The sequence below is a fragment of the Cellulomonas uda genome, from assembly GCF_006538705.1.
In the GTDB taxonomy this organism is placed as follows: domain Bacteria; phylum Actinomycetota; class Actinomycetes; order Actinomycetales; family Cellulomonadaceae; genus Cellulomonas; species Cellulomonas uda.
Genome location: NZ_BJLP01000009.1, coordinates 18837 through 40646, shown reverse-complemented (window position 1 = coordinate 40646; position 21810 = coordinate 18837). Strand labels below are relative to the sequence as shown.

18 protein-coding genes are annotated in these 21810 nt (G+C 74.0%); 12 read left to right on the top strand and 6 right to left on the bottom strand.

Features of this window, described 5'->3' with window-relative positions:
* Positions 1-24: 24 nt before the first annotated feature.
* Positions 25-1152, bottom strand: coding sequence for an NADH:flavin oxidoreductase/NADH oxidase (locus CUD01_RS04045; protein WP_218023833.1), 1128 nt, complete (start codon positions 1150-1152; stop codon positions 25-27).
* A gap of 90 nt (positions 1153-1242) precedes the next feature.
* Here CUD01_RS04045 and CUD01_RS04040 point away from each other — a divergent pair, with 90 nt between their 5' ends.
* From CUD01_RS04040 to CUD01_RS17220, 4 genes are all read left to right on the top strand, one after another.
* Entirely contained in the window at positions 1243-2190 is a 948-nt protein-coding gene (locus CUD01_RS04040) for a formate/nitrite transporter family protein (RefSeq protein ID WP_141318930.1), read from the top strand.
* Positions 2191-2238: 48 nt separating this feature from the next.
* The gene (locus tag CUD01_RS04035) at positions 2239-3069 is read left to right on the top strand and encodes a hypothetical protein (RefSeq protein WP_141318928.1); all 831 of its coding nucleotides are present in this window, start codon (positions 2239-2241) and stop codon (positions 3067-3069) included.
* Between the two features lie 130 nt (positions 3070-3199).
* Positions 3200-5212: an acetate--CoA ligase gene (gene acs, locus CUD01_RS04030; protein ID WP_141318926.1), complete on the top strand. Its 2013-nt coding sequence runs from the start codon at positions 3200-3202 to the stop codon at positions 5210-5212.
* Between the two features lie 260 nt (positions 5213-5472).
* Positions 5473-6879, top strand: a complete 1407-nt coding sequence (locus CUD01_RS17220; protein WP_141318924.1) for a cellulase family glycosylhydrolase — start codon at positions 5473-5475, stop codon at positions 6877-6879.
* Between the two features lie 70 nt (positions 6880-6949).
* Here the strand turns inward: CUD01_RS17220 and CUD01_RS04020 are convergent, their stop codons facing one another.
* The gene (locus tag CUD01_RS04020) at positions 6950-8413 is read right to left on the bottom strand and encodes an NAD(P)-binding domain-containing protein (protein ID WP_243861266.1); all 1464 of its coding nucleotides are present in this window, start codon (positions 8411-8413) and stop codon (positions 6950-6952) included.
* A 270-nt stretch (positions 8414-8683) separates the two neighbouring features.
* On the opposite strand from CUD01_RS04020, the gene mshD reads away from it, so the two are divergent.
* The 5 genes from mshD (at position 8684) to CUD01_RS03995 (ending at position 14878) form a co-directional block, all read left to right on the top strand.
* Positions 8684-9670: a mycothiol synthase gene (gene mshD, locus CUD01_RS04015; RefSeq protein ID WP_141318922.1), complete on the top strand. Its 987-nt coding sequence runs from the start codon at positions 8684-8686 to the stop codon at positions 9668-9670.
* Positions 9667-11907 (top strand): RNA degradosome polyphosphate kinase, encoded by a 2241-nt coding sequence (locus CUD01_RS04010; protein ID WP_141318920.1) that lies wholly within the window; start codon positions 9667-9669, stop codon positions 11905-11907. Before mshD ends, CUD01_RS04010 begins: the two co-directional genes overlap by 4 nt.
* Positions 11904-12875 carry an NUDIX hydrolase gene (locus tag CUD01_RS04005; RefSeq protein WP_141318918.1) on the top strand — a complete coding sequence of 324 codons (972 nt, stop codon included), beginning with the start codon at positions 11904-11906 and terminating at the stop codon, positions 12873-12875. Before CUD01_RS04010 ends, CUD01_RS04005 begins: the two co-directional genes overlap by 4 nt.
* A gap of 375 nt (positions 12876-13250) precedes the next feature.
* Positions 13251-13871 (top strand): DUF47 domain-containing protein, encoded by a 621-nt coding sequence (locus CUD01_RS04000; protein WP_094180877.1) that lies wholly within the window; start codon positions 13251-13253, stop codon positions 13869-13871.
* Positions 13872-13876: 5 nt separating this feature from the next.
* Positions 13877-14878, top strand: a complete 1002-nt coding sequence (locus tag CUD01_RS03995) for an inorganic phosphate transporter (RefSeq protein WP_141318917.1) — start codon at positions 13877-13879, stop codon at positions 14876-14878.
* A 46-nt stretch (positions 14879-14924) separates the two neighbouring features.
* Here the strand turns inward: CUD01_RS03995 and CUD01_RS03990 are convergent, their stop codons facing one another.
* A complete protein-coding gene (locus CUD01_RS03990) occupies positions 14925-15560 on the bottom strand; it encodes a hypothetical protein (RefSeq protein WP_232514439.1) in 636 nt (211 codons plus the stop codon).
* Positions 15561-15761: 201 nt separating this feature from the next.
* On the opposite strand from CUD01_RS03990, the gene CUD01_RS03985 reads away from it, so the two are divergent.
* The 3 genes from CUD01_RS03985 to CUD01_RS03970 all read left to right on the top strand — a co-directional run bounded on the left by CUD01_RS03985 (position 15762) and on the right by CUD01_RS03970 (position 19686).
* Positions 15762-17309 carry a sugar porter family MFS transporter gene (locus CUD01_RS03985; protein ID WP_094182315.1) on the top strand — a complete coding sequence of 516 codons (1548 nt, stop codon included), beginning with the start codon at positions 15762-15764 and terminating at the stop codon, positions 17307-17309.
* 144 nt (positions 17310-17453) lie between these two features.
* A complete protein-coding gene (locus tag CUD01_RS03980) occupies positions 17454-17933 on the top strand; it encodes a MarR family winged helix-turn-helix transcriptional regulator (protein ID WP_141318915.1) in 480 nt (159 codons plus the stop codon).
* 184 nt (positions 17934-18117) lie between these two features.
* Positions 18118-19686 (top strand): MDR family MFS transporter, encoded by a 1569-nt coding sequence (locus tag CUD01_RS03970; RefSeq protein ID WP_141318913.1) that lies wholly within the window; start codon positions 18118-18120, stop codon positions 19684-19686.
* Between the two features lie 130 nt (positions 19687-19816).
* Here CUD01_RS03970 and CUD01_RS03965 read toward each other — a convergent pair whose 3' ends face one another.
* The 3 genes from CUD01_RS03965 to msrB form a co-directional block, all read right to left on the bottom strand.
* Positions 19817-20293, bottom strand: a complete 477-nt coding sequence (locus CUD01_RS03965) for a MarR family winged helix-turn-helix transcriptional regulator (protein ID WP_094180880.1) — start codon at positions 20291-20293, stop codon at positions 19817-19819.
* A gap of 127 nt (positions 20294-20420) precedes the next feature.
* Positions 20421-21173 carry a nuclease-related domain-containing protein gene (locus CUD01_RS03960; RefSeq protein WP_141318910.1) on the bottom strand — a complete coding sequence of 251 codons (753 nt, stop codon included), beginning with the start codon at positions 21171-21173 and terminating at the stop codon, positions 20421-20423.
* A gap of 165 nt (positions 21174-21338) precedes the next feature.
* Positions 21339-21749, bottom strand: a complete 411-nt coding sequence (gene msrB / locus CUD01_RS03955; RefSeq protein ID WP_141318908.1) for a peptide-methionine (R)-S-oxide reductase MsrB — start codon at positions 21747-21749, stop codon at positions 21339-21341.
* Between the last annotated feature and the right edge of the window lie 61 nt (positions 21750-21810).

The window sequence follows — 21810 nt, the reverse complement described above, 5'->3', positions numbered from 1 at the left end:
CCGACGGCCGGCCGGCCGGACCGGTCAGCGGAAGGCGCCCCGCGCGTACTGCGGCTGGTAGCCCGTCGAGCCGACCGCCTCGAGCGGCACGCTGCCGCCCGCGTCGTCACCCGCGGGCAGGGCGTCGAGCCGCTCGCCGAGCTCGTACGCGGCGCGCAGCGGCCACGACGGGTCGCGCAGCGCGACGCGCCCGAGCAGCACGGCGTCCGCGTCGCCCGCCGCGAGGACCTTCTCCGCGAGGCGCGGCTCGTCGAGCAGCCCGACGGCGGCGACGGGCAGACCGCCCACCTCCCGCACGCGCCGCGCCAGTGGCACCTGGTAGCCGGGCTCGACCGGGATCGAGGCGGGCGCGTTACCGCCCGACGAGACGTCGACGAGGTCCACGCCGTGGCCGGCGAGCCCGCGCACCACCTCGGCGACGTCGTCGACCGTGAGCCCGCCGGGGGTCCAGTCGGTCGCCGAGACCCGCACGAGCAGCGGCCGGTCGTCGGGCCACACGGCCCGCACGGCGTCGACGGTCTCGACGAGCAGCCGCGCGCGGTTCTCGGGGGACCCGCCCCACTCGTCGTCGCGGGTGTTGGACAGCGGCGAGAGGAACTGGTGCAGCAGGTACCCGTGCGCGGCGTGCACCTCGACGACGTCGAACCCGGCGGTCACGGCTCGGCGCGCGGCGGCGGCGAACGCCGCGGGCACGGCGGCGACCTCGTCGGGCGTCATCGCGGCGGGCGTCGCGAGGTCCGGGAACGCGAGCGCGGACGGCGCGACGGTGGCCCAGCCGCCCTCGGCGGGCGGCACCGAGCCGGACCCGTGGCCGAACGGGCGGTGCACCGAGGCCTTGCGCCCGGCGTGGGCGAGCTGCACGCCGATGCGCGCGCCCCGCGCGTGCACGAAGTCGGTGACGCGGCGCCACGCCACCGCGTGCTCGTCGGACCAGAGCCCGGCGTCCTGCGGCGAGATGCGACCCTCGGGCACCACGGCGCTCGCCTCGGTGAGCAGCAGCCCGAAGCCGCCCGCGGCGCGCGCACCCAGGTGGACCAGGTGCCAGTCGTCGGGGAAGCCGTCGCTCGAGGAGTACTGGCACATCGGGGCGAGCCAGGCGCGGTTGGTGAACGTGGTGCCGCGCAGCGTGAGCGGGCTGAACAGGTGGGTCACGCGGACGAACATACGACGCGCGGGCACGCGGGCGTCCGGGCGGCCCTTTCGTCCCACGAGCCGGACGCCCGGCCTTGCGACCCTGGTCGGGTGCTGAGCATCGAGGAGGCCGTCGAGACGCAGGTCGAGGCCGCGCACCACAAGGTCCGCCTGCTGTCGACCCCGTGGCTGTTCGCCGTGCGGACCATGCTCGCGGGCGCGTACATCGGCATCGGCGTGGTGATCATGGTCGAGGCCGGCGGCCCGCTCGTCGCGGCCGGCAACCCGTTCGCCCCGCTCGTGCAGGGCATGGTGTTCGGCGTCGCGCTGACGATCGTCGTCGTGGCGGGGGGCGAGCTCGCGACCTCCGCGATGATGATGCTCACGCAGGGCGCGATGCGCCGCCGCATCACCTGGGGCATGGGCGGGCTCACGCTGCTCGCGGTGCTCGCGGGCAACCTGCTGGGGTCGATCCTGTTCGCCGCGCTCGTGCACGTCTCCGGCGTGACCGCACCCGACACCGCCGCGGGCCAGCAGATCGCCCGGATGGTGGAGCACAAGGCGCACGAGACGAACGCGCAGCTGCTCGTGCGCGGCATCCTGTGCAACCTGCTGGTCTGCCTCGCGGTGTGGTGCGCGACGCGTCTGCGCAGCGAGGCCGCGAAGATCGCGGCGATCTTCGCGTGCGTCATGGTGTTCATCACCTCGGGCTTCGAGCACGTGGTGGCGAACATGACGACGATGTCGCTGGGTCTCATGGGTGGCCTGCCGGGCGCCACGGTCGCCGAGTTCGCGCGCAACGTGCTGTTCGTCGGCGTCGGCAACACCATCGGCGGTGCGCTGCTCGTCGGCGCGGCCTACGCGTACCGGGCGACGCCGCGCGTGGCCGAGCCGGGGTTCGTCGCGACGACGAGCGCGTCCGACGGCGGCCCGACCGCACCGCTGCCGGCGGCCGCGTCCGCCGACGAGCCCCTCGACGAACCCCTCGACGGGTCCGTCGACACGCCGGTGGTCGCGCCCGCCCGGGCTGCGCAGGGGCAGGAGCCCGCCCTACGGTGATCGCGGTGGCGGTGCAGCACGGCACCGCCTCGACCCGGGAGAGCCGTGATGAGCACCTCTGACGACGAGCGTCGCCCCGACCGCACCGGTCCCGACGACCGACCGGCACGGGACGCCACCTCCTCCCCCGCACCCGAGCCGGGGCTCGACACGGGCCGCCACGCCGCGGTCCGGCCCGCTCCCGTCGACCCGCCGCCGGCCCGCACGAGCGCGCGCCCGACCCCGGCCGGACCCGCGACCACCGCACCGGCCGCACCCGCGGCGCCGGCCGGCCCGGCCGACCCGACGGTCGCCACCGCGCCCGCGGGCACGCCCGCCGACGGCACCCGCGTCCTGCCCGCGACCGACGCACCGACGCGCGAGCCCGCAGCGCAGAAGCCGGACCTGTTCCCGGACGCCCACGCCCCGGCACGCGCGTCCGTGGGCACCCACGTGCTGGGCGCGCTCGTCGGGCTCGTGCTCGCCCCGCTCGCGGCGGGTGTGCTGCTGCTCGGGCAGTCGCGCATCCTCGCGGCGCAGGTCGTCGGGTGGGACGCGACGCTCGACTGGTCGGGCGTCGTGCTCGTCGCGCTCGGGCTGCTCGCGCTCGGCTGGGTCGCGCTCCTCGCGGCCTGGACGCCCGCCGCGCCCTACACGGGCGGGGCGATCCTCAGCGTGCTGGGCGGTGTGGCGCTGGTGTCGCCCGACGTGGTGCGCACGCAGGTGCTGAACGTCGTCGAGGGGAGCGAGTGGCGTTCCACCGCGGTCGAGGTGACGGTCGCGGGCACGTCCGGGACGCTGCTCGTCGCGGGCTTCCTGGTGCTGCTCGCGGGGGTCGTGGCGACCGCCGTGCACCGGCAGGGCGTGCGGCTGGGCACGTTCCGCGAACGGCACCGCTGAGGCACGGCGCCGCGCTCGTCCGCACCACCCGGCGGACCAGGAACACGGGTCTTCCGGGCACTTCGGTCCGCGACGTGACTAGAGTTCCCCAGCGGAGGGACTTTGGTCCCCGACTCCGACACCCGCACCGATGTCGCTGCACCTGGAGGCCCGCGTGTCCGACCCGACCGCCGGCGGCCTGGAGAACCTGCTCTCCGAGGACCGCCGCTTCCCGCCGTCCGCCGAGTTCGCCGCCCAGGCGAACGCGAGCGCCGACCTGTACTCGTGGGCGAACGCCGACCGACCCGCGTTCTGGGGCGAGCAGGCGCGTGAGCTGCTGACGTGGAGCACACCCTTCGAGCAGACGCTCGACTGGTCGGACGCGCCGGTCGCGCGCTGGTTCGCCGACGGTCGGCTGAACGCCGCGTACAACGCGGTGGACCGGCACGTGGAGGCGGGCCGCGGGGACAAGGTCGCGCTGCACTTCGAGGGTGAGGGCGGCGACACGCGCACGCTCACGTACGCGGACCTCCAGCGCGAGGTCTCGCGGGCCGCGAACGCGCTGACGTCGCTGGGCGTCACCACCGGCGACCGGGTCGCGGTGTACCTGCCGATGATCCCGGAGGCGGTCGTCACGATGCTCGCGTGCGCGCGGATCGGCGCGCCGCACTCCGTGGTGTTCGGCGGCTTCTCCGCCGAGGCGCTGCACAGCCGGATCCTCGACGCCGAGGCGAAGCTCGTCGTCACGGCGGACGGGGGCTTCCGGCGCGGTGCGGCCTCGGCGCTCAAGCCGGCCGTCGACGAGGCGCTCGCGAAGGGCGCCCCGAGCGTCGAGCACGTGCTCGTCGTCAAGCGCACCGGCCAGCCGGTGGAGTGGACCGAGGGTCGCGACGTGTGGTGGTCGGACGTCGTCGACACGGCGTCCGACGAGCACACCCCGGTCGACGTCGAGGCCGAGCACCCGCTGTTCATCCTCTACACCTCGGGCACCACGGGGAAGCCGAAGGGCATCTTCCACACCACGGGCGGCTACCTGGCACAGGCGGCGTACACGCACCTCAACGTCTTCGACCTCAAGGCCGAGACGGACGTGTACTGGTGCACGGCCGACGTCGGCTGGATCACCGGGCACACGTACGTCGTGTACGGCCCGCTGGTGAACGGCGCGACGCAGGTGATCTACGAGGGCACGCCGGACACGCCGCACCGCGGCCGCTGGTGGGAGATCGTGCAGAAGTACGGGGTGACGATCCTCTACACGGCGCCCACGGCGATCCGCACGTGCATGAAGTGGGGCGAGGAGATCCCCGCGCAGTTCGACCTGTCGTCGCTGCGCGTGCTCGGGTCGGTGGGCGAGCCCATCAACCCCGAGGCGTGGATGTGGTACCGCCGGGTCGTCGGCGGGGACCGGGCACCGATCGTCGACACGTGGTGGCAGACCGAGACGGGCGCGATCATGATCAGCCCCCTGCCCGGCGTCACGGAGACCAAGCCGGGCTCCGCGCAGGTCCCGCTGCCGGGCATCGCCGCGGACGTCGTGGACGACGAGGCGCATTCGGTCCCGGACGGCTCCGGGGGCTACCTGGTGCTCACCGAGCCGTGGCCGGCGATGCTGCGCGGCATCTGGGGCGACCGCCAGCGCTACGTCGACACGTACTGGTCCCGCTTCCGGGGTCTGTACTTCGCGGGTGACGGCGCGAAGAAGGACGAGGACGGCGACATCTGGCTCCTCGGCCGCGTCGACGACGTCATGAACGTCTCCGGGCACCGGCTGTCGACCACGGAGATCGAGTCCGCGCTGGTCTCGCACCCGTGGGTCGCGGAGGCCGCGGTCGTCGGCGCGGCCGACGAGACGACCGGCCAGGCCGTCGTCGCGTTCGTGATCCTGCGCGGCGACTCCGAGGCGGGGGACCTGCCGGCGCAGGACGTGCAGACGACGCTGCGCAACCACGTCGCCAAGGAGATCGGCCCGATCGCCAAGCCGCGTCAGGTGCTCGTCGTCGCCGAGCTGCCCAAGACGCGCTCGGGCAAGATCATGCGTCGCCTGCTGCGGGACGTCGCCGAGAACCGGCAGGTCGGGGACGCGACGACCCTCGCGGACTCGTCCGTGATGGACCTCATCGCCCAGGGGCTCTCCACCCCGGCGGCCGCGTCGCAGGACTGAGCACGCACGCCCTCGGGCCCGGGTCGTCGTCGAGACGGCCCGGGCTCGAGGCACGCGTGCCCGCGTCCGTCCGTGGCAGGTGCGGACGGAATCGATTAGCGGGTCCTCGTCGGATGGTGCGGGTGGTTGGGTGTCGCCCGTGCGCGCCTCGGCGGGCACTCAGCCAACCCATCGGTCACGACGTCGTGACCACGGACACCAGTGGAACTTCGGCAGACCCCACAGCCCAGTCGCCGAGGCTCTCAGGAAAGAGGATTTCCATGAGGTCTCGACCCCTGCTCGCCGGCGCCGCCGCGGCCGCCCTCGTCGCCGCGCTCGGCGCGACGGCCCTGGCCACCTCGGCGCATGCCGCCACCCCGCCCGGGCTTCACGTCTCCGGCACGACGCTCGTGGAGAAGGACGGCACCCCGTTCGTCGCACGCGGCGTGAGCCACGCGCACACCTGGTACACCTCGCAGACCCCGACCGCGATCCCCGCGATCCGGGCCGCGGGCGCGAACGCGCTGCGCGTCGTCCTGTCGGGCGGCGACCGGTGGACCAAGAACGACGCGGCGGACGTCGCGAACGTCATCAGCCTGTGCAAGGCGAACAAGCTCATCTGCATGCTCGAGAACCACGACACCACCGGGTACGGCGAGCAGAGCGGCGCCGTCACGCTCGACACCGCCGCGAGCTACTGGGTGGGCATCAGGTCGGCGCTGATCGGCCAGGAGGACTACGTCCAGATCAACATCGGCAACGAGCCGTACGGCAACAACGCCACCGCGAACGCGACGTGGACCGCCGACACCGTCGCGGCGATCAAGAAGCTGCGCGCCGCGGGCCTGCATCACAACATCGTGGTCGACGCCCCGTCGTGGGGCCAGGACTGGGCCGGGATCATGCGCGACAACGCCCAGACGGTCGCGGCGGGCGACCCCGACGGCAACGTGCTGTTCTCGGTCCACATGTACGGCGTGTACAACAACGCGTCGACGATCCGGACGTACCTCGACGCGTTCAAGGCCAAGGGCCTGCCGCTCGTGATCGGCGAGTTCGGCAACATGCACTCCGACGGCGACCCCGACGAGGACACGATCATGTCCGAGGCCGCGGCGCGCGGGATCGGCTACTACGGCTGGTCGTGGTCGGGCAACGGCGGCGGGGTCGAGTACCTCGACATGGTGACCGGGTTCGACCCGGCCCGGAAGTCGACGTGGGGTACGCGCATCTTCGACGGCGCGAACGGCATCAAGGCGACCGCCGTGACGGCGAAGGTCTACGGCGGCGGGACCGACCCGACCCAGGAGCCGACCGACGAGCCCACCGTCGAGCCCACCGTCGACCCGACCGACGAGCCCACCCAGGAGCCGACGCACGAGCCCACGACGACGCCGGGCGGCACCTGCACGGCGACGTTCACGGTCGTCGGGCGCTGGCCGGGCGGGTTCCAGGGCTCGGTGAAGGTCACGGCGGGCGCCAGGCCGATCGCGGCGTGGTCGACGTCGTTCACGCTGTCCGGCGCGACGGTCGCGCAGGGCTGGGGCGGCACGTTCTCCGGCACGAGCGCGGTCACGGTCGCGAACGCGGCGTGGAACGGCTCGCTCGCGCCGGGGCAGAGCGCCGAGTACGGGTTCATCGGCTCGGGCACCGCGCCGACGGGCGCCGTCCCGGTCGTCTGCTCCTGACGGACGCACACCCCGTACCGGGGGCCCGGACCGTGTGCCCGGGCCCCCGGCACGTGCGGGTGCGGGCGCGTCAGCGCAGGGCGAGGTGACCCAGCAGCTCGCGCACCGCGTCGCGCCCGGCGCGGTTGGCGCCGACGGTCGACGCGGACGGCCCGTACCCGACGAGGTGCAGGCGCGGGTCGGCGGCGACGCGCGTGCCGTCCATGACGATCCCGCCGCGCGGGCCGCGCAGCCGCAGGGGCGCCAGGTGGTCCAGCGCGGGGCGGTAGCCGGTCGCCCACACGAGGGTCCGGGCGGCGACGTGCGCGTCCCCGCCGACCCACGCACCGAGCCCCGGCACGACACCGTCGAACGGCTCCGCGGCGGGCACGGGCGGCGGCACCGGGTCGTCCCACACGACGCCGTCGGGGACGATCCGGCTGAACGCGGGCCGGGCGCGCAGCACGCCCGCGTCGATGCCGGCGCGGTACGCATCGGTGAGCGGGAGGCCGGTGACCGAGACGATCGAGCCCGGCGGCAGCCCGGCACGGGTGCGCTCGTCGACGAGCGCGACGGCGGCCCGCCCGAGCTCGGGCGTGAGCTGTCCGTCGCGCCAGGCCGGCGGGCGGCGGGTGACCCAGGTGGTCGTCGTGACGTCCGCGAGCGCGAGCAGCAGCTGCGCGGCCGAGGTCCCGCCGCCGACCACGACGACGTGCCCGTCGGCGAGCGCGCCGGGGTCGAGCACGTCACGCGAGTGGAGCTGGCGGCCGCGGAACGCGGCCCGCCCGGGGTAGGTGGGCCAGAACGGCTTGCGCCATGTCCCCGACGCGTTGACCAGGCCACGCGCGCGCCAGAGCACCTCCTCGCCCGGCGAGTCGACGAGGTGCGACGTCACGACGAGGCGTCGTCCGCCTGCGGGCGCCTCGTCGGCGTCCTCGTCCTCGACGCGCGTCACGGCCACGGGCCGCTGCACGTGCAGGCCGAACGCCTCCTCGTACTGCGCGAAGTAGTACGGCACCGCGTGTGCGGCGCTCTCGGCGGGGTCGGGCACGAGCAGGGGCATGCCCGGCAGGTCGTGCACGCCGTGCGCGTCGGACACGCGCATGCCGGGCGGGCGGTGCTGCCACGCGCCGCCGGGCGCCAGGGCGTCGTCGAGCACGACGAACGTCGCCTCCGCGTCCTGCCAGCCGCGGTCGCCCACGGGCACGAGCCCGGCCTTGTGGAGGTGGTACGCCGCGGAGAGGCCGGCCTGGCCGGCGCCGATCACGACGACGTCGACGTCGACGACGGGACGCGTGGGTGCCTCGGACACGGCGGCCCGGCGCGAGCGGCGGGTCGAGCGCGAGGGCTGCGGCACGTCCGGCGTCGCGCGCCGGCCCGGGGCGCCGGTGGCCGGGGCGGCCTGCTCGAGGTCCGCCCGCGCCGGCTCGGCAGCCGCGTCCGCCGCCTCGCGCAGGCTGCGGCGGGTCACGCGCCGGGTGCCCGACGGGTTCGTCGGCGCACCGGCGTCCGGCCGATGGTCCAGCGGGTCGGCGGTCGTCGGCAGCGGGGGCATTGTCCTGCTCGGCGAGGCGTCCTCCCTGGTCGGCGCGCCCGTGGGCGCGGTTGCTGCGGGCACCGGGTCACGGTCCCGTCCGCTCACGCGCGAGAGGTCGGGGCTGAGGTCCATGATCGGACCAACGTACGTCACCGTGGGGTCGTGCCACAGGGGGTTCGGCGACCGCCTGCGGGTGGCGTGACGCGACCGGCGTCGAGCCGCAGCCCACGTGTCGCTCGCACGGGTGACCTGGTGCCCCTGACCCGTCTCGCGTGGTGGGATGGGTGGATGGTGGAGCCGACGAAGGCGCGCATCGCGGTGGCCGCACGCCCCGCACCCCTCGCACCCGTGACCGCCGACGCCGTGCGGGCCCTGGCCGCTGCCGCGGCCGTGCACGACGAGGTCGCCCCGCTGTCGGAGCAGCCGCTGCTGTCGCTCGAGTCCGACGAAGCGCGCGTCGTGCACCTCGTCGCGACCACCGGCGACGACGCCGACGCGCACGTCGTCGGCTACGCGCAGGTCGACGTCGGCAGCGGGACGACCGCGCGCGCGGAGCTCGTCGTGCACCCGGACCACCGCCGCGCGGGGATGGGCCGCGCGCTGCTGGACGCCGCCCGCGCGACGGCCGACGAGTCGCCGCGCCGGGCGCTGCACGTGTGGGCGCACGGCGACCTGCCCGCGGCGCGGGCCCTCGCGCGCTCCGCCGGCATGGCGGTGGTGCGCGAGCTGTGGCAGATGCGCCTGGAGCTCGCGCGCCGCCCGCAGGCGCCCGACCGCACCCTGCCGACGGGCGTGCGCGTCCGCCGGTTCGTCCCCGGGCAGGACGAGGAGGCGTGGCGTCGCGTCAACTCGCGCGCGTTCGCGCACCACCCCGAGCAGGGCCGGATGACCAGCGCGGACCTGCGGGCGCGCGAGGCCGAGCCGTGGTTCGACCCGGCGGGGTTCCTGCTCGCGGAGCGCGACGGCATGCTGCTCGGCTCGGTGTGGACGAAGGTGCACGCCGCGGGCGAGCACGGCCCCGAGCCCGTCGGCGAGATCTACGTCGTCGGCGTGGACCCGGACGCGCAGGGCCTCGGCCTGGGCGGCGCGCTGACGGACCTCGGGCTGACGCACCTGACCCTGGCCGGGCTGCGTGAGGTGATCCTCTACACGGAGGCCTCGAACGAGGTCGCGATCCGCACCTACCGCCGTGCGGGGTTCGAGCGGTCCGCGGTCGACGTGATGTTCGGCGACGACACGCCTCGTTCACCCGGGGATGCCACGATGGGCGCATGACCGACGCGACCGCCCTCGACTCCGAGCTCGAGGCCCGCATCGCCGAGCACCTCGCGCTGGCCGAGGAGGCGCACCGGGACGCCGAGAGCACCCCCCTGCCCGACGACCGCTTCCTCGACCGAGAGCTGTCGTGGCTCGCGTTCAACCAGCGGGTCCTGGAGCTCGCGGAAGACGCGGACCTGCCGCTGCTCGAGCGCGTGCGGTTCCTGGCGATCTTCGCGTCGAACCTCGACGAGTTCTTCATGGTCCGCGTCGCGGGCCTCAAGCGACGCATCGCGACGGGCATCGCGATGACCGCGGCGTCCGGCCTGAGCCCGCGCCAGGTGCTCGAGGCGATCAGCGAGAAGGCGCACGAGCTGATGGACCGGCACGCGCGCGTGTTCGCGGACCAGGTGCAGCCCGCGCTCGCCGCCGAGGGCATCACGCTGGTGCGCTGGCAGGACCTCGGGGACTCCGAGCAGGACCGGCTGCGCAAGTTCTTCCGCCGGCAGATCTTCCCGGTGCTGACGCCGCTCGCGGTGGACCCGGCGCACCCCTTCCCGTACATCTCCGGGCTCTCGCTCAACCTCGCGGTCGTCGTCGTGAACCCCACGACCGGCAAGGAGCACTTCGCGCGCGTCAAGGTGCCGCCGCTGCTGCCGCGGTTCATCGTGGTGGACGCCTCGGGCCGGCCGAGCGCGCCCGACGAGCAGTCGGCGACGGTCGAGAAGGGCCCGACGAGCTTCGTGCCCGTCGAGGACGTCATCTCCGAGCACCTCGAGCACCTGTTCCCGGGCATGGAGGTGCGCGAGCACCACACGTTCCGCGTGACGCGCAACGAGGACGTGGAGGTCGAGGAGGACGACGCCGAGAACCTGCTCAAGGCCATGGAGAAGGAGCTCCTGCGCCGGCGGTTCGGCCCGCCCGTGCGCCTCGAGCTCGCGGAGGGGATCAGCCCGCGCATCCGCACGCTCCTGGTCCGCGAGCTCGGCATGGCCGAGGACGAGGTGTACGAGCTGCCCGCGCCGCTGGACCAGACGGGCCTGAACGTCATCGCGGACCTCGACCGCGCGGAGCTGCAGTTCCCGCGGTTCGTCCCGACGACGCACCGCCAGCTCGCCGAGGTGGAGTCGGCCACGCCGACGGACGTGTTCGCCAAGATCCGCGAGCGCGACATCCTGCTGCACCACCCGTACGACTCGTTCTCGACGAGCGTGCAGACGTTCCTCGAGCAGGCGGCGGCCGACCCGAACGTCCTCGCGATCAAGCAGACGCTGTACCGCACGTCGGGCGACTCCCCGATCGTCGACGCCCTGATCGACGCGGCCGAGGCCGGCAAGCAGGTGCTCGCGCTCGTCGAGATCAAGGCGCGGTTCGACGAGCAGAACAACATCTCCTGGGCACGCAAGCTCGAGCAGGCGGGCGTGCACGTGGTGTACGGCATCGTCGGGCTCAAGACGCACTGCAAGCTCTCGCTCGTCGTCCGCCAGGAGGCCGACGGCCTGCGCCGCTACAGCCACGTCGGCACCGGCAACTACCACCCGAAGACCGCGCGCCTGTACACCGACCTGGGCCTGCTGACCGCGGACCCCGAGGTCGGCCAGGACCTGACGCGGCTGTTCAACCAGCTCTCGGGGTACGCCCCCAAGAGCCGGTTCCACCGCCTGCTCGTCGCGCCGCGCTCGGTCCGCAGCGGGCTGGTGGAGCGCATCGACCGCGAGGCGCGGGCCGCGCGGGCCGGGCAGCCCGCGTGGATCAAGATCAAGGTCAACTCGATGGTCGACGAGACCACGATCGACGCGCTGTACCGCGCGAGCCAGGCGGGCGTGCCCGTCGACCTGGTGGTGCGCGGCATCTGCGCGCTGCGGCCCGGCGTGCCGGGCCTGAGCGAGACGATCCGGGTGCGCTCGATCCTCGGGCGGTTCCTCGAGCACTCGCGCATCTTCGCGTTCGCGCACGCGACGCCCGCCGACGACGACGGCTTCACGGGCCCCGAGGTGCTGATCGGCTCGGCGGACCTCATGCACCGCAACCTGGACCGCCGAGTCGAGGCGCTCGTGCGTGTCGCGGACCCCGACCAGGTCGCCGAGCTGGTCGACCTGGTCGACGAGTCCGTCGCGGACACCACGTCCTCGTGGCACCTCGGCCCGGACGGCGCCTGGCGGCGCCACGCGTACGCCGAGGACGGCACCCCGCTGGTCGACCTGCAGTCCGTCCTCATCACGCGCCAGCGGCGGCGCCCGGGCTCGGGCCGGTGACCGTACCGGCACGCGGGGCCGTCGTGGAGGCGGCCGGTGCCCTCGTCTGGCGCGTGCGCACGGGCCGGCTGCAGGTCGCGCTCGTGCACCGGCCCCGGTACCGGGACTGGTCGTGGCCCAAGGGCAAGATCGACCCGGGCGAGACGGTCGTCGAGGCCGCGTGGCGCGAGGTCGCCGAGGAGACCACCCACGACGTGGTGCTGGGCGTCCCGCTGCCCCCGCTCGAGTACCGGCTGTCCGACGGCCGGCTCAAGCGCGTGCACTACTGGGCGGCGCAGGTCGCCGGGCGCCAGGACGCGGCCGCGCTGCGGGCCCGCCCGCCGGTCCCGCGGGCGTCGCGCGACGAGATCGACCAGGTGCGCTGGTACGACGTCGAGGCCGCCGCGGCGCGGCTCACCCGCCCGGCGGACCGGGTGCCGCTCGTCGCGCTCGTCGAGGAGCACGCCCGCGGCCGTCTGGACACGCGCGCGCTCGTCGTCGCCCGGCACGGCAGCGCGCGCTCCCGCGCCGCGTGGCCCGACGACGAGGCCTCACGGCCGCTCACGGCCGACGGGCGCCACCAGGCGGCGGGGCTGGTGCCGGTCGTGTCGGCGTTCGGCGCCGCGCGCGTCGTGACGAGCCCGTGGCGGCGCTGCGTCGAGACCACGCAGCCGTACGCGTCGCACGCGCAGGTGCCGATCGAGCACGTCCCCGCGCTGTCCGAGCACGGGCACGCGGCCGACCCGGGCGCGGTCGTCGAGGTCGTCACGGACCTGCTGCACCGCACGCAGGACGCTCTGCTGTGCACGCACCGGCCCGTACTCCCCACGGTGCTCGAGACGCTCGCCGCGCACGCGCGACGCGGCGCCCGTGAGGCGCTCCCGCCCACGGACCCCTACCTGCGTCCCGGCCAGGTGCTCGTCGCGCACGTCGCGCAGCGCGCCGCGGGACCGCGCGTGGTGGCCGTCGAGGTGCACCGGCCGCTGTGACGTGCGGCACCGGGGCCTGGACCTGGACCTGGACCGTGCCCACGCCCGCGGCGTCGATCGCACCGCTGCGGGGTCTTACGATGGTCGGGCGACGTCGGACCGCGGTAGCCCCGGGCTCCATCTTCAGCCGCTTCGAGCGGCCGCGCGCCGAGAGGCGCTCCCGGTCCGACGTCGCACCCACGACCACCCGGCCGTGGGACCGGATGCACCCCCCGCGTCCGGAACCCCCGACCCAGGTCCTGACCAGGAGAGCCCCGGACAGTGGCAGACTTCGGCTGTCACCCCGGGTCCATACCCGCGACACTCGCGTTTCACGTGAGCGTCGTCGTGCAACTAGCCTGATCCCGACCTGCCGCCCCTCCTCCGGAGCCTGAAGTGCGCCTGCGCCTGACACCGCGCGACACCACGTTCTTCGACCTGTTCGCCGCCTCGGCGCAGCACCTCGTCACAGGGTCGAACCTGCTCGGCGAGATGCTCGGTGCGTCCAGCGCCGCCCGCAAGGAGCTCAACAAGCGGATGTCGGAGGCCGAGCACCTGGCCGACGAGGCGACGCACCAGATCATGCGTCGGCTCAACCAGACGTTCGTGACCCCGTTCGACCGCGACGACATCTACATGCTCGCGTCCGCGCTCGACGACTGCATGGACTTCATGGACGAGGCCGCGGACCTCATGGTCCTGTACAAGATCGGCGAGCTGCCGCCGCGCGTCGCCGACCAGGTCCAGGTGCTCCAGCGCGCCGCCGAGCTCACGGCCGAGGCCATGCCCCGCCTGCGTTCGATGGACTCGCTCGCCGAGTACTGGGTCGAGGTCAACCGCCTCGAGAACCAGGCCGACAAGTCCTACCGCAAGCTCCTCGCGCAGCTGTTCGACGAGATCAGCGACCCGATCCTCCTGCTCAAGCTCAAGGAGATCGTCGAGAAGCTCGAGGAGGCCGCGGACGCCTTCGAGAAGGTCGCGAACGCGGTCGAGACGATCGCCCTCAAGGAGTCCTGAGCGTCGTGGAGGTCGCGCTCGCCATCCTCGTCGTCGCGCTCGCTCTCGGGTTCGACTACACCAACGGGTTCCACGACGCCGCGAACGCCATCGCCACGTCGGTGTCGACGCGGGCCCTGACGCCGCGCATCGCGCTGCTCATGGCCGCGGTGATGAACTTCGCCGGCGCCCTGCTCGGTACCGAGGTCGCCGAGACGATCGCGAAGTCGATCGTCGACCTCGGCGACGCGCCCGCGCACACCCAGCTCGTCGTGGTGCTGTGCGCGCTGGTCGGTGCGATCACCTGGAACATGATCACGTGGTGGTTCGGCCTGCCGTCGTCGTCGACGCACGCGCTCATCGGCGGGCTCGTCGGCGCGGGCGTCGCCGGGGGTCTCGGCGTGTACGGCTCCGCGATCGTCGACAAGGTCGTCCTGCCGATGATCTTCTCGCCGCTCGTGGGCTTCGGCCTCGCGTTCCTCATCATGGTCGCGCTGCTGTGGGTCGTGAAGAACGCCAACCCGTCGCGCGCGACGCGCAGGTTCCGCCTCGCGCAGACCGTCTCCGCCGCCGCGATGGCGCTCGGGCACGGCCTGCAGGACGCGCAGAAGACCATGGGCGTCATCGTCATGGCGCTCGCCGCGGTCGGCTGGGCCGAGCCGAGCGAGATCCCGCTGTGGGTCAAGCTGGCCGCGGCGGCCGCGATCTCCGCGGGCACGTACTCCGGCGGCTGGCGCATCATGCGCACGCTCGGTCGCAAGATCATCGAGCTCGACCCGGCGCGCGGGTTCGTCGCCGAGTCGGTCTCCGCCACGGTGCTCTACGTCAACGCGTTCGTGCTGCACGCGCCGGTCTCGACGACGCACACGATCACCTCGGCGATCATGGGCGTGGGCGCGACCAAGCGTCTGTCCGCCGTGCGCTGGGGCGTGGCCAAGAACATCGCGATCGCGTGGATCCTGACGATCCCCGCGGCCGCGCTCGTCGCCGCGGTGTTCACGCTGCTCGTGCACCCGCTGCTCGGCTGACCCGCACGCCGCGGCGGACCACCCGCATCGCGACGCGGCCCCGGCCCTACTCGAGCCGGCCGGCGCGCCAGAGCTGTGCGGCGTGCTCGAGCTCCTCGGCCGTGCGCAGCAGCGCGGACGCGCCGAAGGTCTGACGCGTCGCACCGCGCGGGTCGACCGCGTCCAGGTGGTCGGCGTCGATCGCGGCCCCCGCGGCCAGCACGCGGCAGAACGCGCCCGCCCGCTCGAGCGCGACGTCGAGGTCGCCCGTGTAGACGCCCGAGAGCACGGCGTCGGCCACCGCCCGCACGTCGGCGGGCCCCGGTGCCTGTGCGACGCCCGCGACCACGTCGTGCACCGGGACCGCGGCGGTGCCCTGCCGGTACCGGTCGGCGATGGTCTCCGGGTCGCGGCGCACCCACTCGCGCAGCACGTACAGCCGCCACAGCGCGCCGGGCAGCGTCGCGGGCGCGCTGTCGGACCACAGCCCGGCGACCACGTCCAGCCCCTCGGTCTCGACGAGCGCGACCAGCCGGGCCACCACCTGCGGGTCCTGGTTGGCGCGGCCCTGGTGGACGAGCGCGGCCGCGGTCGTGTGCGCGACCTCGGCTCGCAGCGCGGGGTCGAGCTCGCCGGGCAGCTCGTCCGCCGCCTGGGGGTCGAGCATCGCGGGACGCCGGGGCCGGCGCGGTTCGTCGGACATCGTCACCTCCGCGCCCAGTCTCCCCCGAGCGGGCCGCCCGGGCATCGGCCGACGTCGCAGCCGTCGTCGCAGATAGCAACGCGGACGGCACCGTGGGCGCTCGACGTGCCACCTCTCGACGTGCAGCGCACGGGCGTCGGCGTCAGGGTGGACCTCGGGGCGGCGCGACGGGGCCGCGACGTGACGAGAGGGGCGCACACCATGTCCACAGGTCCGGAGGCGTCCACAGGTCCGGAGACGGTCCGCAGCGGCGCGGGCGGCGGGCCGGGGGGTGCCGGGGGTCCCGCGGACGCCCGGCGCAGCCCGCACCACGGGAAGGCCGTCGCGCTCGCCGTGGCGGCGGCGGTCGGCGGGTTCCTGTTCGGCTTCGACTCGTCGGTGATCAACGGCGCGGTCAAGGCGTTCACCGACGAGTTCGGCCTCAGCGACGCGCTGTCGGGCTTCGCGGTCGCGGTCGCGCTGCTGGGCTGCGCGCTCGGTGCCTGGCTGGGCGGTCGGCTCGCGGACCGGTACGGCCGCACGCGCGTCATGTTCATCGGCGCGGTGCTGTTCTTCGTCTCGTCGATCCTGTCCGGTATCGCGTTCGGCGTGTGGGACCTGATCCTGTGGCGGTTCCTCGCGGGGGTCGGCATCGGCATCGCGTCCGTGATCGCACCCGCCTACATCGCGGAGATCGCGCCCGCGGTGATCCGCGGGCGGCTCGGCTCGCTGCAGCAGCTCGCGATCGTCATCGGCATCTTCGCCGCGCTGCTGTCCGACCAGCTGCTCGCGCTGGCGACGCCGGGCGAGGGCGCGGACGCGGCGGGCGAGCTGTGGCTCGGGCTCGAGGCGTGGCGGTGGATGTTCATCGTCGCGGTGGTGCCCGCCACGGTGTACGGGATCCTCGCGCTGCGTATCCCCGAGTCGCCGCGCTACCTGGTGAGCAAGGGCCGCCAGGACGAGGCGCTGGCGGTGCTGACGGACGTGCTCGGCACGCGCGAGGAGGCCGCCGACCGGGTCGCCGAGATCGAGAACACGATCCGCAGCGACGAGCACGCGCCCAAGGCGAGCCTGCGCGGGCCGCGGTTCGGGCTCCTGCCGGTGGTGTGGGTCGGGATCCTGCTGTCGGTGTTCCAGCAGTTCGTCGGGATCAACGTGATCTTCTACTACTCGAACACGCTGTGGCAGGCCGTCGGGTTCGACGAGAGCGACTCGTTCACGATCTCGACGATCACGGCGGTCACCAACGTCGTCGTCACGTTCATCGCGATCGCGCTCGTCGACAAGGTGGGCCGCCGTCCGCTGCTGCTGATCGGCTCCGCGGGGATGGCGGTGTGCCTGGCGGTCATGGCGATCGCGTTCCTCAACTCCTACGAGGTGCCCGACCCGGAGAACGCGGGCGAGGTGCTGACGCAGCTGCCCGACGGCTGGGGCACGACCGCGCTGATCGCGGCGAACGCGTTCGTCGTGTTCTTCGGCGCGACGTGGGGCCCGCTGGTGTGGGTGCTGCTCGGCGAGATGTTCCCCAACCGCATCCGGGCCGCTGCCCTCGGCGTCGCCGCGGCCGCGCAGTGGATCGCGAACTTCCTCATCACGATCTCGTTCCCGCCGCTGCTGGGAGCGTTCGGCGCGTCGGTGCCGTACTTCATGTACGCGCTGTTCGCGGCGCTGTCGTTCGTGTTCACGCTCTGGCGCGTGCCGGAGACGAAGGGCGTCGAGCTCGAGGACATGGAGGGGGTGCGGGTCCAGCGCCGCGGGCAGACCGCCTGACGCGCCCCGCCGGGCCGTCCCTCGCGAGCGCCGCTCCCTGCCGGGGGCGGCGCTCGGCGTGTGAGCCACGAGACGTCCGGATTCGTTGCATGCTGCACACATCGGCGGGTACAGTTGCATGCAGCAACCACCAGTGAGGACCCTGTGACCGCCCACCAGCAGAACCCCGAGCTCGCGATGCTCCGTGCCGCCGAGACGTTCTGGCGCACGCTGCGCGACGCGAGCGCACCCCTCGTCCGCGGCATCGACTGCAGCCGGGCCACCGCCGCGCTCATCCGCACCCTCGCGACACGCGCCCGCGAGGGGAACCCCACCCAGGTCGGCGACGTCGCACACCTCATGCGGGTCGACGTGTCCGTCGCCAGCCGCCAGGTCAGCCAGCTCGTCGACGACGGTCTCGTCGAGCGCATCGTCGACACCGACGACCGCCGGGCCCGCACGCTGCACCTGACCCCCGCGGGCGTCGCGCGCGCCGAGGAGATCGAGGCGGCCCTCGCGGAGCGCACCGCCGACCTGTTCGCCGACTGGGACGACCGCGACCTCGCGGCGGCCACCGAAATGCTCGTCCGGCTCAGCGCGACGTTCGACCGCGCGAGCGTCCTACCCGACCGCACACCCGCCTGACGCCGCCTCGCGCTCCCCCTCGCACCAGCCGCACCGCACCCCGCCGACGACGCCGGGCCCCGACCGCACGAAGAGAACCAGGAACACCGTGTCCCAGCACCCCACCCCGCCCGGCGCACCCGGCACCACCGCGCCCGGCACCACCGCGCCCGGCACCACCGCGCCCGGCACCACCGCGCCCGCCATGACCCGCCGCGAGGTCCTCGAGGCGCTCTCCGGCATCCTGCTCGGGATGTTCGTCTCGATGCTCGCCACGAGCGTCGTGTCGTCCTCGCTGCCCCGCATCATCACCGACCTCGGCGGGAGCCAGTCGGCGTTCACCTGGGTCGTCACCGCGACCCTGCTGACCACCACGATCTCCACGCCGATCTGGGGCAAGCTCGCCGACCTCGTGAGCCGCAAGCTGCTCGTGCAGCTCGCGCTGGCCGTGACCGTCGTGTCGTCCGCGCTGGCCGGCCTCGCGCACAACACCGACATGCTCATCGCGATGCGCGCCCTGCAGGGCATCGGCGCGGGCGGCATGACGGCGCTCGGCACCGTGCTGATCGCGGACATCATCAGCCCCCGCGAGCGCGGCCGGTACATGGGCCTCATGGGCGCGATCATGGGCATCTCGATGGTCGGCGGCCCGCTGCTCGGCGGGGTCATCACCGACTCCTCGCTCACGTGGCGCGCCAACTTCTTCGTCGGGCTGCCGTTCGCGATCTTCGCGATCGTCGTCCTCCAGCGCACGCTGCACCTGCCCACGGTCGCGCGCCGCGTGGTGCGGATCGACTACTGGGGCGCCACGCTGATCTCGGTCGGCATCGCGCTGCTCCTGCTGTGGATCACGTTCGCCGGCAGCTCGTTCGACTGGGCCTCGTGGCAGACCGCCGCGATGGTCGGCGGTGCCGTCGTCACGCTCGCGGCCGCGCTGTGGGTCGAGTCCCGCGCCGCGGAGCCGATCATCCCGCTGCACCTGTTCCGCAACCGCACGCTCGTGCTGTCCGTCATCGCCAGCATCGCGGTGGGCATCGCGATGTTCGGCACCTCGGTGTTCCTCAGCCAGTACATGCAGCTCGCCCGCGGCAAGACCCCCACCGAGTCGGGCCTCATGACGATCCCGATGATCGCGGGCGTGCTCGTCTCGTCGACCGTGTCCGGCCAGATCATCTCCAAGACGGGCCGCTACAAGGCGTTCATGATCTGGGGCGCCGCGGTGCTCACCGCCGGCATCGGCCTCATGGGCACGATCCACTACGACACGAGCTTCGTGCTCGTCAGCGCGTACATGGTGATCCTCGGTGCGGGCGTCGGCATGCTCATGCAGAACCTGGTGCTCGCCGTGCAGAACACGCTGCACGTCTCCGAGGTCGGCTCCGGCACCTCGACCGTCGCATTCTTCCGGACGCTCGGTGGCGCGATCGGCGTCTCGGTGCTCGGCGCAGTCCTGTCGAACCGCTCGACGGACTACATCGTCACCGGCCTGGGCAAGCTGGGCATCGACCCGGGCGCGATGGGCGGCGACGGCACGCTGCCCGACCTGTCGACGCTCCCCGGCCCGGTGCGCACCGTCGTCGAGCAGTCGTTCGGTGACGCGATCGCCGACCTGTTCCTGTTCGCCGCGCCCGTCGCGCTCATCTCGCTGGTGGCGGTGCTGTTCCTCAAGGAGGTGCCGCTCGGCCGGCGCTCGGGCGTCGAGCAGCTCCTCGACGAGCAGGCCACCGACGAGCAGGTGCGCGACGAGCTCGCGGACGGCGCGCGACGCCGCTGACGTCCCACCCCGACGACGACGGGGACTCGCCCCGCGCCCGTCCCCGTCGTCGTCGGTCCGACCGTCCGCTCAGGTGCACCCCAGCGTGATCGTCGTCCGCAGGTCGAGCCACGGCGTGAAGCCGTCGAGGTCAGCCCACCGCCGACGCGGCCGGCGTCGCGGGCTGCGTCGCCCACGCCGAGGACAGGTCGCGGTTGAGCCGGCCCAGCTGCGCGGTGAGCTGGGAGATCTGCTCCGGCGCCCAGTCCTCGAGCGCGCGGGCCAGGAAGTCGGTCCGCGCCTGCTGCGCGGAGGCGAGCCGGCACGACCCCTCGGGCGTCAGCGCGAGGAGCTGGCCGCGGAAGTCGTCCGGGTCGGGCGAGCGCGTCAGGAGCCCCAGCGCGCCGAGCCGCGCGAGCTGGCGGGACATCGTCCCGCGTCCCACCCCGATGTACGCGGCCAGGTCGCTCGCGCGCACCCCGGGCGTCCGCTCGATGAGCGCGAGCAGCTCGTACGCCGAGGGCTCGAGCTCCGGGTGCACCCGCCGCGCCATCGCGGTCGAGGACGCGGTCGCTCGGCGCAGGAACAAGCCGAGCTCGCGCTCGAGCTGTTGCAGGTCGTCGTCCATCACGCGCACATCTTGGCGCGTGAGGTGCCCCTGTGGGAACGGTTCGCCCGGGCCGACGTCGAGCCCGAAGGGGTGAACGTTCTGCGCCGGTCCGTGCCCGATGGCCCGGATCGGACGCATCCGGGTGCTATCGCGTCCAGGTGACGCGCTGCCGGGCGACGTGCGCGACGGCCGCGACACGGTCCGGCTCGAGCACGGGTGCGAGCCCGCGGATCGCGCGCGGCAGCTCGCCACGCGTCACGACGACGGCCTCCCCGGGCGCGGGCGGGACCTCGACCTGCAGCTCCCCGCGGACGACGACGAGCGCCCGGACCGTGATGTCGGCGCACCCCGCGCGCAGCAGCAGCCCCTGCACCCGGGCGGCCTCCATGCGGGCCGCGTGCAGGTGGCCGACGGGCGTCCCGCCGATGGTCATGAGCCGGCCACGCACGACGACGCGCTCGCCGGGCGTGCCGCGTTCCGCGACGGTGAGGATGCCGCCGGGGCCGACGAGCAGGTGCTCCACGACCGTCCCCTGCCGGCCCAGCGGCACGTCGTGCACCACGTGCCAGCCCTCGGCGTACAGGCGCTCGAGGCGCGTGCGCAGCGGTGCGCCGCGCTCCGCGCGCGGCTCGTCCGTGGGGCCGAGCCACGCGTGCAGCGCGGTGCGCTCGGGCTCGCCGAACGGCTGGCGGGGCAGCGGGAGCGTGATCTCGTTGCCGTCGCCGCGCAGGAACTCCTGCGCCGCCCGGCGCAGACCCTCCTCGAGCTCCGGCTCCTCGACGACCACCTCACCCGACTGCAGGTCGATCGACCCGACCCGCGCACCGGTCTCGTGGGTCACGTAGAGCCGGTCGGCGCCGTACCGCCGCCACCGTCGCACCGTGAGCACCTCGTCCACGCGGTCATTATCGGCGCGTACGGGCCCCGGCTTCAGCCCGTCTCGCAGGTTCGCCCGGTGTGTCGACCGAACGGATCAGGCGTGTCCCGCCGACGAGGCCCGGACGGGTGCTCCCGGCACCCGGGCGGCGGGTCGGGAGCCCTCGTCCGGCTGACGGCCCGGTCCTCAGCCCTGGGCGTCCACCGGCTCGAACGTCAGGCTCACCGAGTTCATGCAGAACCGGTCGCCCGTCGGCGTCTGGGGCGCGTCGTCGAACACGTGGCCCAGGTGCGAGCCGCACCGGGCGCACCGCACCTCGGTGCGGACCATCCCGTGCGACCGGTCCTCGACCAGCTCGACCGCGTCGCCCGCGAGCGGCGTGAAGAAGCTCGGCCACCCGCAGTGCGAGTCGAACTTCGCGTCCGACGAGAACAGCTCGCCACCGCACGCGCGACACCGGTACACGCCGCGGCGCTTCTCGCCGAGCAGCGCGCCCGTGAACGCGCGCTCGGTGCCCGCGCGCCGCAGGACCGCGAACTCCTGCGGCTCGAGCTCGAGCGCCCACTGCTCGTCGGTCTTCGTGACCTCGTACGTCACGTGCCCACCTCCTCGCCCGCGACGCGCGTCGTGCGCGCCGTCCATCGCCCTCAACACGACC